This window comes from Streptomyces sp. NPDC047515 (genome assembly GCF_040643055.1).
Classification (GTDB): domain Bacteria; phylum Actinomycetota; class Actinomycetes; order Streptomycetales; family Streptomycetaceae; genus Streptomyces.
Window position 1 is genome coordinate 261,141 of record NZ_JBEYTM010000001.1, and the last position, 15,767, is coordinate 276,907.

The 15,767-nt window shown below is 71.9% G+C and carries 11 protein-coding genes; 9 read left to right on the plus strand and 2 right to left on the minus strand.

The window, feature by feature from the left end; genetic code table 11:
- Positions 1-230: 230 nt before the first annotated feature.
- The 3 genes from ABZ826_RS01100 (at position 231) to hemW (ending at position 5,728) form a co-directional block, all read left to right on the plus strand.
- Positions 231-2,120, plus strand: coding sequence for an AMP-binding protein (locus ABZ826_RS01100; RefSeq protein ID WP_361440240.1), 1,890 nt, complete (start codon positions 231-233; stop codon positions 2,118-2,120).
- 269 nt (positions 2,121-2,389) lie between these two features.
- Positions 2,390-4,318 (plus strand): ATP-binding SpoIIE family protein phosphatase, encoded by a 1,929-nt coding sequence (locus ABZ826_RS01105; protein WP_361440431.1) that lies wholly within the window; start codon positions 2,390-2,392, stop codon positions 4,316-4,318.
- A gap of 168 nt (positions 4,319-4,486) precedes the next feature.
- Positions 4,487-5,728, plus strand: coding sequence for a radical SAM family heme chaperone HemW (gene hemW / locus ABZ826_RS01110; protein ID WP_361440243.1), 1,242 nt, complete (start codon positions 4,487-4,489; stop codon positions 5,726-5,728).
- A gap of 59 nt (positions 5,729-5,787) precedes the next feature.
- Here hemW and ABZ826_RS01115 read toward each other — a convergent pair whose 3' ends face one another.
- Both ABZ826_RS01115 and ABZ826_RS01120 read right to left on the minus strand, forming a co-directional pair.
- Complete coding sequence (locus tag ABZ826_RS01115; protein WP_361440246.1) at positions 5,788-6,609, minus strand: DUF3097 domain-containing protein; 822 nt, start codon at positions 6,607-6,609, stop codon at positions 5,788-5,790.
- Positions 6,610-6,634: 25 nt separating this feature from the next.
- On the minus strand, positions 6,635-7,357 hold the full coding sequence (locus tag ABZ826_RS01120) for an MBL fold metallo-hydrolase (RefSeq protein WP_361440249.1): 723 nt from the start codon (positions 7,355-7,357) through the stop codon (positions 6,635-6,637).
- 196 nt (positions 7,358-7,553) lie between these two features.
- Between ABZ826_RS01120 and hrcA the strand changes: the two genes are divergently transcribed.
- From hrcA to ABZ826_RS01150, 6 genes are all read left to right on the plus strand, one after another.
- Positions 7,554-8,570 (plus strand): heat-inducible transcriptional repressor HrcA, encoded by a 1,017-nt coding sequence (gene hrcA, locus ABZ826_RS01125; RefSeq protein ID WP_361440252.1) that lies wholly within the window; start codon positions 7,554-7,556, stop codon positions 8,568-8,570.
- Entirely contained in the window at positions 8,571-9,707 is a 1,137-nt protein-coding gene (dnaJ, locus tag ABZ826_RS01130) for a molecular chaperone DnaJ (RefSeq protein WP_361440255.1), read from the plus strand.
- A 124-nt stretch (positions 9,708-9,831) separates the two neighbouring features.
- Complete coding sequence (locus tag ABZ826_RS01135) at positions 9,832-10,908, plus strand: nitronate monooxygenase (RefSeq protein ID WP_361440258.1); 1,077 nt, start codon at positions 9,832-9,834, stop codon at positions 10,906-10,908.
- Positions 10,905-11,651 carry a 16S rRNA (uracil(1498)-N(3))-methyltransferase gene (locus tag ABZ826_RS01140; protein WP_361440261.1) on the plus strand — a complete coding sequence of 249 codons (747 nt, stop codon included), beginning with the start codon at positions 10,905-10,907 and terminating at the stop codon, positions 11,649-11,651. Before ABZ826_RS01135 ends, ABZ826_RS01140 begins: the two co-directional genes overlap by 4 nt.
- A 99-nt stretch (positions 11,652-11,750) precedes the next feature.
- A complete protein-coding gene (locus tag ABZ826_RS01145) occupies positions 11,751-12,284 on the plus strand; it encodes a hypothetical protein (RefSeq protein ID WP_361440264.1) in 534 nt (177 codons plus the stop codon).
- Positions 12,285-12,364: 80 nt separating this feature from the next.
- Positions 12,365-15,631: a S41 family peptidase gene (locus ABZ826_RS01150; RefSeq protein WP_361440267.1), complete on the plus strand. Its 3,267-nt coding sequence runs from the start codon at positions 12,365-12,367 to the stop codon at positions 15,629-15,631.
- The last annotated feature ends 136 nt before the right edge of the window (positions 15,632-15,767 follow it).

The following is a 15,767-nucleotide window of genomic DNA, read 5'->3' on the forward strand; positions in this document are numbered from 1 at the left end:
TATGAAGCGGCGGCCCATTGCCCCTTACGCGCCGGACGCGGGCGCTCTACCCTGATCACGGCCTCGTAGTTACTCGCCAGTTAAACAAGCGGGATCGAGCACCGCAGGACCGAACACAGGCGTACCGCCGAATACACGGACGTACACAGGAACACGCGCAGGAACACTCGTAGGAACAAGCAGCAACCAGCAGCCGGTCGTGAAGCACTGCCGCAGGCCCGGAGGATGTCGTGAGCGACACACAGACCTTGATCGAGAACCGACCGCCCTCCGTGGCGAACCTCTTCGTCGACCGCGTGGCGGCCACCCCGGACGAGGAGGCCTATCGCTACCCCGTCCCCGCGGCCACCGGCGAGGGGCCCGACGAGTGGAAGTCGCTGAGCTGGGGGCAGGCCGCCGAGCGGGTGTACGCCGTCGCGGCCGGGCTGATCGGTCTGGGCGTGCGGCCGGAGGAGCGCGTCGCGCTCGCCGCGGGTACGCGGGTGGAATGGATCCTCGTCGACCTCGGTGTGATGTGCGCGGGCGCCGCCACCACCACGATCTACCCGTCGACCAACGCCGAGGAGTCGGCGTTCATCCTCTCCGACTCCGAGAGCCGGGTGCTGATCGCCGAGAACGCCGGCCAGCTGGCCAAGGCCCGTGAGCGGCGCGCCGAGCTGCCGAACCTCGCCCATGTCGTCGTCATCGACCCCGAGGGCGCCGGACCCGCCGAGGGCGACCCGGAGGGCTGGGTCCTGACCCTCGCCGATCTGGAGGCGCGCGGCGCCGAGCACTTGGCGAAGCACCCCGACGCGGTCAAGGAGCGGGTCGCCGCCATCACGGCCGACCAGCTCGCCACGCTGATCTACACCTCGGGCACCACCGGCCGTCCCAAGGGCGTGCGCCTGCCGCACGACAACTGGTCGTACATGGCCAAGGCCACCGTGGCGACCGGACTGATCACCAAGGAGGACGTCCAGTACCTCTGGCTGCCGCTCGCGCACGTCTTCGGCAAGGTCCTCACCTCCGGCCAGATCGAGGTCGGTCACGTCACCGCCGTCGACGGCCGGGTCGACAAGATCATCGAGAATCTGCCGGTGGTCCAGCCGACGTACATGGCCGCCGTCCCCCGCATCTTCGAAAAGGTCTACAACGGTGTCGCCGCCAAGGCGCGGGCCGGTGGCGCGGCCAAGTACAAGATCTTCCAGTGGGCGGCCGGGGTCGCCCGCGAGTATGCGATGGTCTCGCAGGACAACTTCCGGCGCACCGGCACGGCCTCCGTCCCGTTCGCACTCGGTGCCAAGCACAAGGTCGCCGACACCCTCGTCTTCGCCAAGATCCGTGAGGCCTTCGGCGGCCGGCTGCGTGCCTGTGTCTCCGGCTCCGCGGCGCTCGCTCCCGACATCGGCTACTTCTTCGCGGGCGCCGGGATCCACATCCTGGAGGGTTACGGCCTCACCGAGACCAGCGCCGCCTCCTTCGTCAACCCGGGCGAGGCCTACCGCACCGGCACCGTCGGCAAGCCCCTCCCCGGCACCGAGGTGCGCATCGCCCACGACGGCGAGATCCTGCTGCGCGGCCCCGGCCTGATGGAGGGCTACCAGGGGCTGCCGGAGAAGACCGCCGAGGTGCTGGAGGCGGACGGCTGGTTCCACACCGGCGACATCGGAGAGCTGTCCGCGGACGGCTATCTCCGGATCACCGACCGCAAGAAGGACCTGATCAAGACGTCCGGCGGCAAGTACATCGCCCCGGCGGAGGTCGAGGGGCAGTTCAAGGCGGTCTGCCCGTTCGTCTCCAACATCCTGGTGCACGGCGCGGACCGCAACTTCTGCACCGCCCTGATCGCGCTCGACGAGCCGACCATCCTCGGCTGGGCCGCCGAGAACGGCCTGGGCGGGAAGCCGTACGCCGAGGTGGTGGCCTCCGCACAGGTCGTCGAGCTGATCGAGGGCTACGTGAAGCGGCTCAACGAGGGGCTGCAGCGCTGGCAGACCATCAAGAAGTTCCGGCTGCTGCCGCGCGATCTCGACATCGAGCACGGCGAACTGACGCCCAGTCTGAAGCTGAAGCGGCCGGTCGTGGAGCGTGAGTACAAGGATCTCATCGACGACATGTACGTGAGGGCCCGCGAGGCTTAGGGTCTTTCGTCTGGATCAGGCCGGGCTCGCGTGCCCCGGCCTGATCCGGACGAGCGGCCCCAGTACGGGTCCTCGCGGACCGGTCGCCCGGTGCGGCTGCCTCGGTTCCTCTTCGCTCACTTTCTCTGCTCACTTCGGCAACTCGTCGCTTATGGGCATGGTCCATCTGTCACTCTGTCGGTGTCGTCAGCGGCGCCCAGCGAGAACAGACTGAACGAGAACAGACAGAGCGAGAACAGGTCAGGAGCCGCACCGTGGGGCCCATTCCCTTGCAGCGGGACATAGTTCAGCGTCCCGGTACCACCGCCGACCATGCGGACGCACGTCCGGTCGCCCGTACGTCCCTGCCCGGAAACCTCCTCGCACCCTCCGCCGGCCGCCGCTTCGTGCGGGCCGCTCTCACCGAGTGGACCGGGCTCGGACTGCCGGCGGCCGTGGGCTTCAGCGAGCGCCTGGCCGATGACGCGGAGGTCGTCGTCAGCGAACTCGTCACCAACGCGGTCGTGCACGCCGGGACCAACGTCGAGCTGCTCTGCCGGCTGGAGGAGACCACCGAGGACGAGGCGGCGGCCCTGGTGCTGGAGGTCTCCGACCACCACCCGGCCCGCGCGGTGCGCAGCGAACGCAAGGAGGACGACGGCGGCACGACGGAGGTGACGCAGGACGGGGCCCTCACCTTCTTTGACGGGCCCGCCGAGTACGGCCGCGGGCTCCAGCTCGTCGGCACCCTCGCCGAGCGCTGGGGCATCACCTACCGCACCGGCCTCAAGACCGTCTGGGCGCGCCTGCCCGTCGACGACTGGAACCCGTTCCCCGAATCGTCCACCGACCCGGGCTTCCAGCAGGGGCTGCGGGCCGCCGAACTGCTCGCCCCCACCGCCCGGCGGGCCCTGCGCGACAACGCGGACTGGGCCGGCCGCGGCGCGCTGTCGTTCCTGGCCGAGGCCTCGGACCTGCTCGCCGGCCAGCTCGACGAGGACATCGTGGCGGCGCTGGCCGGGCAGTTACTCGTGCCCAGACTCGCCGACTGGTGCGCGGTCTGGCTGGAGCCCGAGAACGGCGGTCCCGCGGCCGTCCCCCGGCTCGCCAGTGTCTGGCACCGGGACGAGGCCGAGACCGGGCCGCTGCGTACGGCGCTGGAACAGGACCCGATCCGGCTGCCCGAACGGGTGGGCACCGGACCCGTCTCCATGCCCTGGCCCGGCGGCGAGGAGGACGGCGGGGAGCCCGAGGGACGTGCCGGGTCCGCCCTCGCCTACCGGATCACATCGGGTGGCCGGACACTCGGCGCCGTGCTCCTGGGCCGGGAGGGGCTGGCACGCGTCCCCGACGAAGTGACCGCCCTGATAGAGGACTTCGTACGCCGCGTCGGCCTCGCCGTCGGCGCCGCCCGCGCCTACACCCGACAGGCCACCATCAGCCGCATCCTGCAACGCGCGCTGCTGCCCGGCAAGGTCGCCGACATACCGGGCGTCACCAGCTCCCTGGTCTACGAACCCAGCGACGACGGAGTCGTCGGCGGCGACTTCTACGACATCTTCCCGTGCCCCGGCGACCGCTGGTGCTTCGTCCTCGGCGACGTCCAGGGCAGCGGCCCGGAAGCCGCCGTCGTCACCGGCCTCGCCCGCCCCTGGCTCCGGCTGCTGGCCCGTGAGGGGTTCGGTGTCGGTGAGGTGCTCGACCGGCTCAACCGGCTGCTCCTCGACGATGCGATGGAGGCCGCCGAGGCGGCCGCGCTGATGGTGGCCGCGGCGGGCGGCCAGCAGACGGCGGACACCGGGCAGTCCCGATTTCTCTCCCTGCTGTACGGGGAACTCGTGCCGCTGCCCGACGGCGGCGTGCGCTGCACCCTTGCCAGCGCGGGCCACCCGCTGCCGTTGCTGCTGCGTCCCGACGGCGAGGTGCGCCCGGCCGCCGAGCCGCAGATGCTGCTCGGGATCTTCGACGACGTCGCGTACGAGAGCCAGAGCTTCGAGCTGGCGCCCGGCGACAGCCTGCTGTGCGTCACGGACGGTGTGACGGAGCGGCGCTCCGGCCCGCTGATGTTCGACGACGGGGACGGTCTGGCCCTTGCGCTCGCCGACTGTGCCGGGCTGTCGGCGGACGGGATCGCGGACCGGATCAAGCGGGCCGTGCACGAATTCGCCGAGCGGCCGCCCGATGACGATCTGGCACTGCTGGTGCTCCAGGCGGGGTGAGGACGAGAACGAGGGGACGAGGGGGAGGACCAGGGGAAGACAGGGGGCGAGAGGGGCGAGAAGTGAGCGGGACGGGACGGTGCGGTCGCTGAGGGAGCCGTGCGGTCCGTGGGCGCCGTCGTTCCGTGATCACGGGAGTGGCTCGGGGATTCCGGGCGGCGAGCGACAATGGGCGGTATGCCTTCCGTACTGCCCGATGGTGAACCCGTACCCGACGACGGGGCGCTGCCCCGCCATGCCCTGGAAGGCGCCGCCGACCGGCCGCTCGGCTTCTACCTGCACGTGCCCTACTGCGCGACCCGCTGCGGTTACTGCGACTTCAACACCTACACCGCCACCGAGCTCCGCGGCTCCGGCGGCGCCCTGGCCTCCCGGGACAACTACGCGGCCCATCTGATCGGCGAGGTCCGCCAGGCCCGCAAGGTCCTGGGCGACGATCCGCGTCCGGTCCGTACGGTCTTCGTCGGCGGCGGTACGCCGACCCTGCTGGCTGCCGCGGACCTGGTGCGGATGCTGGGGGCGATCCGCGAGGAGTTCGGGCTGGCGGACGACGCCGAGATCACCACCGAGGCCAATCCGGAGTCTGTCGGTCCGGCGTATCTGGCCGAGCTGCGGGAGGGCGGCTTCAACCGGATCTCCTTCGGGATGCAGAGCGCGCGGCAGCATGTGCTGAAGATCCTGGACCGTACGCACACGCCGGGGCGGCCCGAGGCGTGCGTCGCCGAGGCGCGGGAGGCGGGCTTCGAGCACATCAACCTCGACCTGATCTACGGCACGCCCGGGGAGTCCGACGACGACTGGCGGGCCTCGCTGGAGACGGCGATCGGAGCGGGGCCGGACCATGTGTCGGCGTACGCGCTGATCGTCGAGGAGGGTACGCAGCTGGCCCGCCGGATCCGGCGCGGCGAGATCCCGATGACCGATGACGACGCCCACGCGGACCGGTACCTGATCGCGGACCAGGCGATGGCCGCGGCGGGCTTCTCCTGGTACGAGGTGTCGAACTGGGCCCGTACGCCCGAGGGCCGCTGCCTGCACAACGAGCTGTACTGGCGCGGCGCCGACTGGTGGGGCGCCGGTCCCGGGGCGCACAGCCACGTCGGCGGGGTGCGCTGGTGGAACGTCAAGCATCCGGGGGCGTACGCGCAGGCTCTGGCCGAGGGACGGTCGCCCGGCGCCGGGCGCGAGATCCTCTCCGCGGAGGACCGGCGGGTCGAGCGGATCCTGCTGGAGCTGCGGCTCGTGGACGGCTGCCCGCTGTCGCTGCTGGCACCGGCGGGGCTGGCCGCGGCGGGGCGGGCGGTGGAGGACGGGTTGCTGGAACGCGGGCCGTACGGGGAGGGGCGGGCGGTGCTGACCTTGCGCGGGCGGTTGCTGGCGGATGCGGTGGTGCGGGACCTGGTGGACTGAGGGGCGGGCGTGGGGCGGGGCCCGGCCCTGCTCCCAGCCCTCCCCGGACCCCGGAGAAGCTACTCGGGCCGCGCCGTCACGAAATCGATCAAATGCTCCACCGAGCCCAGCAGCGCCGGCTCCAGGTCCCGGTACGAGCGCACCGTGGAAAGGATCCGCTGCCAGGCCGCCCCCGTGTTCTCCGGCCAGCCCAGCGAGCGGCACACGCCCGTCTTCCAGTCCTGGCCGCGCGGCACCACCGGCCAGGCCGGAATGCCCACGGACGACGGCTTCACCGCCTCCCACACGTCGATGTAGGGATGGCCGACCACCAGCACGTTCGCGTCCGAGACCTGGTCCGCGATCCGGGACTCCTTGGAGCCGGGGACCAGGTGGTCGACCAGGACGCCGAGCCTGGCGTCCGGACCGGGGGAGAACTCCCGCACGATCGCCGGGAGGTCGTCGATGCCCTCCAGATACTCGACGACCACGCCCTCGATCCGCAGGTCGTCACCCCAGACCCGCTCGACCAGCTCCGCGTCGTGGCGGCCCTCCACATAGATGCGGCCCGCCCGCGCCACCCGGGCGCGCGCCCCGGGGACCGCGACCGAACCCGAGGCCGTACGCGTGGGGCGCACGGGACCGGCGGCCGACGGCCGTACCAGCGTGACCACCCGGCCCTCCAGCAGGAAGCCGCGCGGCTCCATCGGGAACACCCGGTGCTTGCCGAAACGGTCCTCCAGGGTCACGGTCGGCCCCTGGGCGGTCTTCTCACAGCGGATCACCGCACCGCAGAATCCGGTGGAGACCTCCTCGACGACCAGATCGGGCTCGGCGGGGACCTCGAGAACGGGGGCGGACCTCTTCCACGGCGGGGTCAGGTCCGGCTGGTAGCTGCGCATCGGATGACGATAGGACGACACCACCTCACGACACGCCGAAGAGGGCGGCCAGCCGGTCGCGCTGGGCCCTGACGAACACCGCGTCCACCACCGCCCCGTGCCCCGGGACGTACACCGCGTCCTCGCCGCCGAGCGCCAGCAGCCGGTCCAGCGCGGCCGGCCAGCGGGACGGCACCGCGTCCCGGCCCGCCTGCGGTTCGCCGGATTCCTCGACCAGGTCGCCGCAGAGCACCACCGTCGGGGCGCCGGGGACGAGCGCCACCAGATCGTGGCCGCTGTGGGCGGGGCCCACATTCGCCAGCAGCACCTGACGGCCGCCACCCAGATCGAGGGTCCACTCGCCGCACACCTCGTGGTGCGGAGCCACCAGCACACCGGTGGCCTCCACGGCGTCGCGCTCGGACACCCCGTGGCGCACCGCGTCGGCGCACAGCTCGTCCGCCCCGCGCTTCAGCAGCCCGGCCATGCCGACCGCTCCGTACACCTGGGCGCCGGAGAACGCCGCGGTGCCCAGCACGTGGTCGAAGTGAGGGTGGCTGAGTGCGATATGCGTCACCCTCCGGCCGAGCAGGGCCTGTGCCTGGGCCCGCACTTCCGCCCCCTCGCGGAGCGTCGATCCGGTGTCGTAGAGCAGCGCGCCGTCCGTTCCGGCCACCAGTGCGACCGTCGCATCCCACCCGGGAAGCCGCCGTCGGCCCACTCCGTGACCGAGTCGCTCCCAGCCGAACTCTTCCCAAGAGGCGTTCATACCGCGACGCTATCCGCAAAAGACCTGCACGGTCTCGCGGCAGCGTGGCCGGTCGCCCTTGCTAGGCCCCCACTCGACCGCCGTACACTGGCCGGGGGATTGCTGGCACTCACGTCGACAGAGTGCCAGGAGAATTCCCGGGAAAGAAAAACAGGAACGGCCCGAGAACCACCGAGGACAGCTGGAGGTGTGCGCGATGCTCAGCGAACGCAGACTCGAAGTGCTGCGCGCCATCGTCCAGGACTATGTCGGCACCGAGGAGCCCGTCGGCTCCAAGGCGCTCACCGAACGGCACAAGCTGGGGGTCTCCCCGGCCACCGTCCGCAACGACATGGCCGTGCTGGAGGACGAGGGCTTCATCGCCCAGCCCCACACCAGCGCGGGACGCATCCCGACGGACAAGGGCTACCGGCTCTTCGTCGACAAGCTCGCGGGCGTCAAGCCCCTCTCGTCGCCGGAACGTCGCGCCATTCACAACTTCCTCGACGGCGCGGTCGACCTCGACGACGTCGTGGGCCGCACCGTTCGGCTGCTCGCGCAGCTGACCCGGCAGGTCGCCATCGTGCAGTACCCCTCGCTGACCCGGTCCACGGTGCGGCATGTGGAACTGCTCTCGCTGGCGTCCGCCCGGCTGATGCTCGTGCTGATCACGGACACCGGCCGGGTCGAACAGCGCATGATCGACTGCCCCGCTCCGTTCGGTGAGATCTCTCTCGCCGATCTGCGGGCCCGGCTCAACAGCCGGGTCGTCGGACGCCGTTTCACGGATGTCCCGCAGTTGGTGCAGGACCTGCCGGAATCCTTCGAGAGCGAGGACCGGGGAACCGTGTCCACCGTGCTCTCCACCCTGCTCGAAACCCTCGTCGAGGAGACGGAGGAGCGGCTGATGATCGGCGGCACCTCCAACCTCACCCGGTTCGGGCACGACTTCCCCGTGATGATCCGGCCGGTGCTGGAGGCATTGGAGGAGCAGGTCGTGCTGCTGAAGCTGCTCGGCGAGGCCAAGGACTCGGGCATGACCGTACGGATCGGGCACGAGAACGCCCACGAGGGGCTCAACTCCACGTCCGTCGTCGCGGTCGGCTACGGTTCGGGCGACGAGGCAGTCGCCAAACTCGGCGTGGTCGGACCGACCCGCATGGACTACCCCGGAACGATGGGAGCGGTACGCGCAGTGGCACGTTACGTCGGACAGATCCTGGCGGAGTCGTAAGTGGCCACGGACTACTACGCCGTACTCGGCGTGCGCCGCGACGCATCTCAGGACGAGATCAAGAAGGCATTCCGGAGGCTCGCCCGTGAGCTGCATCCGGATGTGAACCCCGATCCGAAGACCCAGGAGCGGTTCAAGGAGATCAACGCCGCCTACGAGGTGCTGTCGGACCCGCAGAAGAAGCAGGTCTACGACCTCGGCGGCGATCCGCTGTCCGCCTCCGGCGGCGGTGGCGCGGGCGGATTCGGACAGGGCGGCTTCGGCAACTTCTCCGACATCATGGACGCGTTCTTCGGTACGTCGTCGCAGCGCGGACCCCGTTCGCGCACCCGGCGCGGCCAGGACGCGATGATCCGGCTGGAGATCGATCTCGCGGAGGCCGCGTTCGGCACCACCAAGGACATCCAGGTCGACACGGCCGTCGTCTGCGCGACCTGCAACGGCGAGGGCGCCGCGCCCGGCACCTCCGCCCAGACCTGTGACATGTGCCGCGGCCGCGGTGAGGTCTCCCAGGTCACCCGGTCCTTCCTGGGCCAGGTCATGACCTCGCGGCCCTGTCCGCAGTGCCAGGGCTTCGGCACGGTCGTGCCGACCCCCTGCCCGGAGTGCGCCGGAGACGGCCGCATCCGCTCGCGGCGCACGCTCACCGTGAAGATCCCCGCCGGTGTCGACAACGGCACCCGCATCCAGCTCGCGGGCGAGGGCGAGGTCGGCCCCGGCGGCGGCCCGGCCGGCGATCTGTACGTGGAGATCCACGAGCTGCCGCACTCGGTGTTCCAGCGCCGCGGCGACGATCTGCACTGCACGGTCACCATCCCCATGACGGCGGGCGCGCTCGGCACCAAGGTGCCGCTGGAGACGCTCGACGGCCTGGAGGAGGTCGACATCAGGCCCGGCACCCAGTCCGGCCAGTCCGTCCCGTTGCACGGACGCGGCATCACGCATCTGCGGGGCGGCGGGCGCGGCGATCTGATCGTGCACGTCGAGGTGATGACCCCGACCAAGCTGGACCCGGAGCAGGAGCGACTGCTGCGGGACCTGGCGAAGCTGCGCGGCGAGGAGCGGCCCACCGGCCAGTTCCAGCCCGGACAGCAGGGGCTCTTCTCCCGGCTCAAGGACGCCTTCAACGGCCGCTGACGGTCTCCGCACACCCTTCCTGAACGCCGGACGGGCTCGCTCGCCGAGCCCGTCCGGCGTTTAAGGGCAAAATGGACCGCAGGCCGCGCACGCCGAGGCGTGCGGGACGTGACACGATGCGGTCATGTCATCCGTGTTGACCGATCTCTGCCGGTATCCGATCGTGCAGGCCCCGATGGCGGGTGGCGCGTCCTGTCCCCAGCTTGTCGCCGCCGTCGCCGAGGCGGGCGGGCTGGGTTTCCTCGCCGCCGGGTACAAGACCGCGGACGGCATGTACAACGAGATCAAACAGCTGCGCGGGCTGACCGGTCAGCCCTTCGGCGTCAATCTCTTCATGCCGCAGCCGGGGCTCGCCGACCCGAGCGCCGTCGAGGTGTACCGGCACCAGCTCGCCGGTGAGGCCGCCTGGTACGAGACCCCGCTCGGCGAACCGGACTCCGGCGGCGGCGACGACGGCTACGAGGCGAAACTCGCCATCCTCCTGGAGGACCCGGTGCCGGCCGTCTCGTTCACCTTCGGCTGCCCGACCCGCGACACCCTCGACGCGTTCGCCGGAGTCGGCACGTACACGGTGGTGACGGTCACCACGCCCGAGGAGGCCCAAGTCGCGCAGTGGGCGGGCGCCGACGCGGTCTGCGTCCAGGGCACGGAGGCGGGCGGCCACCAGTCCACCCACCGGGACGATCCGCAGACCGACGGCACCGGGACAGGACTGCTCTCCCTGGTGGCCCAGGTCCGCGAGACGGTAGAAGTACCGATCATCGCCACGGGCGGGCTGATGCGCGGATCCCAGATCGCCGCGGTGCTCGCCGCGGGCGCGGAGGCGGCGCAGCTCGGCACGGCCTTCCTCGTCTGCCCCGAGTCCGGGGCGCATCTGCTGCACAAGCAGGCACTGACCAACCCGCTGTTCGTACGGACCGCCCTGACCCGGGCGTTCTCCGGCCGCCCGGCCCGGGGGCTGGTCAACCGCTTCGTGCGTGAGCACGGCCCGTACGCCCCGGCCGCCTACCCGCAGGTCCACTATCTGACCGCCGGGCTGCGCCAGGCGGCGGCCAGGGCCGGGGACGCCCAGGGCATGGCGCTGTGGGCGGGGCAGGGGCACCGGATGGCACGCGAGCTGCCCGCCGGCCGGCTGGTCGGCCTGCTCGCCGAAGAACTGGACGCCGCACGGACGGCAGTGAGCACAGGGAGTACGCAGTGACCGCACCGGTCTTCGTCGTCGAAAAGGTTCCCGACGGGCCCGAGATCGTCCTGGAAGGAGCCGAGGGGCGCCACGCCGTCTCGGTGAGGCGACTGCGCGCGGGTGAGGACGTCGTGCTGACGGACGGCCACGGCCGTTGGACGGAGGGCGTCGTCAGAGCCGCCGAGGGCAAGGACCGGCTCGTGGTCGCCGACCTGGTGGCCGTCCACGAGGAGCCCCGGCCCACACCCCGTATCACCGTCGTCCAGGCCCTGCCCAAGGGCGACCGCGGCGAGGTCGCCGTCGAGACGATGACGGAGACCGGCGTCGACGCGATCGTGCCCTGGCAGGCATCGCGCTGCATCACGCAGTGGAAGGGCGACCGAGGCCTCAAGTCCCTGGCGAAATGGCGCAACACCGCCCGAGAGGCGGGCAAGCAGTCGCGCCGGGTCCGCTTCCCCGAGGTCGCGGACGCGCTGACGACCAAACAGGTCGCCGCGCTCTTGGCCGCGGCGGACTTCGCCGCCGTCCTGCACGAGGAGCGGGGGTACGACAGCGAGCCGCTGGCCACCACCCAACTCCCCACCCAGGGCGAGATCATGCTGGTCGTCGGCCCCGAGGGCGGGGTGTCGCCGGACGAACTGGAGGCCTTCGCCGCGGCGGGCGCCCGGATCTGCCGGCTCGGAACGAGCGTCCTGCGCACCTCGACGGCCGGCACGGCGGCGACGGCGCTGTTGCTGGGGCGCACCGGCCGCTGGTCGTGAGACCGCCCCGTCCGAGCCCCCTTCCGTGCGCCGGAGCCACCCCCGGTGTGGCCGCAAGCCGTCTACCGCCCCGCGGGGGGACGGTGGGAAGCTGCCCGTATGGGGACATCAAGGGCATGGGGTCAGGGCAGTATCCGTCGCTTTCTGGCCGCGTCCGCACTCGCGGGCGCGGCGGTCGCAGGTGTCGTGGCCTGTGAACCCGCGAGCGGCCTGAACTCCGCATCCATCGCCGTGACCACCGACCGGACCGGCACCAGCGCCCTGGAGCGCAACGGGGTCGATGTCCAGTGGCTGAGCTGCACGGCCGACGTCGTGGGGGACCGGATCGGGGGCGCGTCGCCCTCCGCCTCCGCGCGCCGGATCGCGGACGTCGACTGCACCGGGAGGACCGGAAAGGGCAGGGCCATCACGATCGCCGGACAGGTGACCCAGGCGCTCGACGGACGGTGTGTGCGCGGGGACCTGACCGGGAAGGCGGATGGGAAGGTGGTCTTCCGGGCAGATGTGCTCGGCAACTGCACCGCCGCCCCGTCGACCGGCGCGGTGAATCCGCCCCTCGGCGGCGGCAACGGCGGCGCCCGGCCGACGGTCACCGTGACGGTCACGGTGACCGAAACGCCCTGGGGCAAGTGATCGCGTCCGCCGTCCCACCACCCGGCGGACTCCGGCCAACTCGGTTCCGCGGAGCGCGCCCGCGGCCTAGGGTGATCGGTGTGACGCAGCCTGCCTACCTCCGATACCCCCATGTCCAGGGCGATTTGATCGCCTTCACCGCCGAGGACGATGTCTGGCTGGCGCCGCTGGACGGCGGCCGGGCCTGGCGTGTCGGCGCCGACAACCGACCGGTCACCAACCCGCGGATATCTCCCGACGGAACCCGGGTCGCCTGGACGTCCACCCGGGACGGGGCCCCGGAGGTGCATATCGCGCCGGTCGACGGCGGCCCCTCCGAGCGGCTCACGTACTGGGGCGACGCCCGGACCTCCGTCCGCGGCTGGACGCCCGAGGGCGACGTACTGGTCATCAGCGCCCAGGGACAGGCGTCGATGCGGCGCAGCTGGGCCAGGGCCGTCCCGGTCGACGGCGGTCCCGCGCGGACCCTGCCGTACGGACCGGTCGGCTCCCTCGCGTACGGGCCCGGCGGACGGATCCTGCTGCTCTCGGCCACGATGGGGCGCGAGGCCGCCACCTGGAAGCGCTACCGGGGCGGCACCGCGGGCAAGTTGTGGATCGCGGGAGAGGGCGCGGGCGACGGCCCGGCGGAGTTCGTACGGCTGCACGAAGACCTCGACGGGAACATCGAATCCCCGATGTGGGTGGGCGGCGGGGCCTCCTCCGCCCGCCCGGAGTCGCGCACGCCGGAGCGGGTCGCGTTCCTCTCCGACCACGAAGGGGTCGGCGCGGTCTACTCCTCGCTCCCCGACGGTTCGGACCTGCGCCGCCACACCGGCATCGAAGGCTTCTACGCCCGTCACGCGACCACCGACGGCAGCCGCGTCTGCTACGCCTCGGCCGGTGAACTCTGGCTGCTGGACGACCTCGACGGAGCCGAACCCCGCCGCCTCGACATCCGGCTCGGCGGCCAGCGCGCCGACCTCCAGCCGCACCTCGTGCACGCGGGCAGCCACCTCGACTCCGCGTCCCCGGACCGTACGGGACGCGGCAGCGCCGTCGGGACGCGCGGTGCCGTCCACTGGGTCACCCACCGCGAGGGCCCGGCTCGCGCACTCGCCGTCGAACCGGGGGTACGGGCCAGGATGCCCCGCGCCTTCCAGGCGGACGGCGACCAGCACGCCGTCTGGGTCACCGACGCCGAGGGCGACGACGCCCTGGAGTGCGCACCCGCCACCGGCACCGCACCGGGCGCCGTACCGCGTCGCCTCGCCGCGGGCCGTATCGGCAGGGTCCTCGACCTCGCCGCGGCCCCGGACGGCAGCCGGTTCGCCGTCGCCGCGCACGACGGACGGGTACTGATCGTCGAGCGGGAGAGCGGCGAGGTCCACGAGGTGGACCGCAGCGAGCACGGCGACGTCTCCGGTCTCGTCTTCTCGCCCGACTCCTCCTGGCTCGCCTGGTCGCACCCCGGACCCGAACCGCTCAGTCAGCTCAAGCTCGCGCACCTCGCGGATCTGTCCGTCGCCGAGGCCACCCCGCTGCGTTTCCGGGACTTCGCCCCTGCGTTCACCACCGACGGCAAGCATCTCGCGTTCCTCTCCGAGCGGTCCTTCGACCCGGTCTACGACGCCCATGTCTTCGACCTGGCGTTCATCGGCGCCTGCCGTCCGCATCTGTTGACGCTCGCCGCCACCACGCCCTCCCCGTTCGGGCCGCAGCGCCACGGCCGCCCGACCGAGAAGGAGAAGAGCGGCGACGGCGAGGACAACCCGACCGCGCTGCCCGTCACCCGGATCGACCTCGAAGGACTCGCCGACCGGATCGTGCCGCTGCCCGTCGAGGCCGCCAGCTACTCCACGCTGCGGGCCGCCAGGGACGGGCTGCTGTGGCTGAGCCACCCGGTGACCGGGGTGCTCGGTACGAGCGGCGCCACGCCCGACTCCCGTCGGCCCGAGACCGTCCTCGAACGGTACGACCTGGAGAAGCTGCGCTGCGAGGAACTCGCCTCGGACGTCAGCGGTTTCGCGGTCAGCGGCGACGGCAAGCGGATCGTCCTGCGGACCCGGGGCAAGCTGCGGGTCGTGCCGTCCGACAGTCGCGTACCGGCCGGTGACGACGACCACGACGGCGACAGCAGTGTCACCGTCGACCTCTCCCGGATCCGCCGGATCCTCGACCCGGCCGCCGAGTGGCGCCAGATGTACGACGAGGCCGGGCGCATCATGCGGGACAACTTCTGGCGTCCCGACATGGGCGGGATCGACTGGGACGGAGTCCTGGACCGCTACCGCCCGGTGCTGGAGCGCGTCGCCACCCACGACGACCTGATGGACCTGTTGTGGGAGGTGCAGGGAGAGCTCGGCACCTCGCACGCCTATGTGACGCCGCCCGGCGGATGGCGCGACAAATCGACCCGGCAGGGACAGCTCGGCGCGGACATCTCCCGTACGGACGAGGGCAGTTGGCGTATCGACCGCATCCTGCCCTCCGAGACCTCCGACCCGGCGGCCCGGTCGCCGCTGGCCGCGCCCGGGGTGGCGATGCGCGTCGGGGACGCGATCCTCGCCGTCGACGGGCAGCCGGTCGATCCGGTGACCGGCCCCGGACCGCTGCTCACCGGCTCGGCCGGCAAGCCGGTCGAGCTGACCGTTTCGCCGGTGGACGGCGGTTACCCGCGCCATGTCGTCGTCGTACCGGTCGCCGACGAGGAGGCGCTGCGCTACCACGCGTGGGTCGCCGACCGGCGGGCCTACGTCCACGAGCGCTCCGGCGGCCGCCTCGGCTACCTCCACGTGCCCGACATGGTCGGCTCGGGCTGGGCCCAGCTCCACCGCGATCTGCGCCTCGAAGTGGCCCGCGAGGGACTGGTCGTGGACGTCCGCGAGAACCGCGGCGGCCACACCTCGCAGCTGATCGTGGAGAAGCTCGCCCGGCGGATCGTCGGCTGGGACCTGCCGCGCGGGATGCGGCCGTTCAGCTACCCGGAGGACGCGCCGCGCGGCCCCGTGGTGGCCGTCGCCGACGAGTTCTCCGGCTCGGACGGCGACATCGTGAACGCCGCGATCAAGGCGCTGCGCATCGGGCCGGTGGTCGGTACGCGCACCTGGGGCGGGGTGGTCGGCATCGACAGCCGCTACAAGCTCGTCGACGGGACGTCGGTCACTCAGCCCAAGTACGCGTTCTGGTTCGAGGGCTACGGCTGGGGCGTGGAGAACCACGGGGTCGATCCGGATGTCGAGGTCGTGGTGACGCCGCAGGACCATGCGGCGGGCCGCGACCCGCAGTTGGACGAGGCGATCCGGATCGCGCTGGCGTCGCTGGCACAGACGCCGGCGAAGCGGGCGCCGGAGCTGCCGGGGATGTAGGGGACGGACGCGGGAGGGGGGCGGGTGCACCGGCGGAGGGCCGGTTCCCGCCCGCCCCTTCCCGGGACGGGGGAACGAGCCCGCCGCCGACGCCCCGATACCATGCCGTACAACGATCACCACCGACCGAGGAGCC

Coding starts and splice junctions, on each gene's coding strand:
- ABZ826_RS01135 (WP_361440258.1), top strand. CDS start 9,832: ATGTCATCCGTGTTGACCGATCTCTGCCGGTATCCGATCGTGCAGGCC.
- hrcA (WP_361440252.1), top strand. CDS start 7,554: ATGCTCAGCGAACGCAGACTCGAAGTGCTGCGCGCCATCGTCCAGGAC.
- ABZ826_RS01115 (WP_361440246.1), bottom strand. CDS start 6,609: ATGCGCAGCTACCAGCCGGACCTGACCCCGCCGTGGAAGAGGTCCGCC.
- ABZ826_RS01145 (WP_361440264.1), top strand. CDS start 11,751: ATGGGGACATCAAGGGCATGGGGTCAGGGCAGTATCCGTCGCTTTCTG.
- hemW (WP_361440243.1), top strand. CDS start 4,487: ATGGGCGGTATGCCTTCCGTACTGCCCGATGGTGAACCCGTACCCGAC.
- ABZ826_RS01120 (WP_361440249.1), bottom strand. CDS start 7,357: ATGAACGCCTCTTGGGAAGAGTTCGGCTGGGAGCGACTCGGTCACGGA.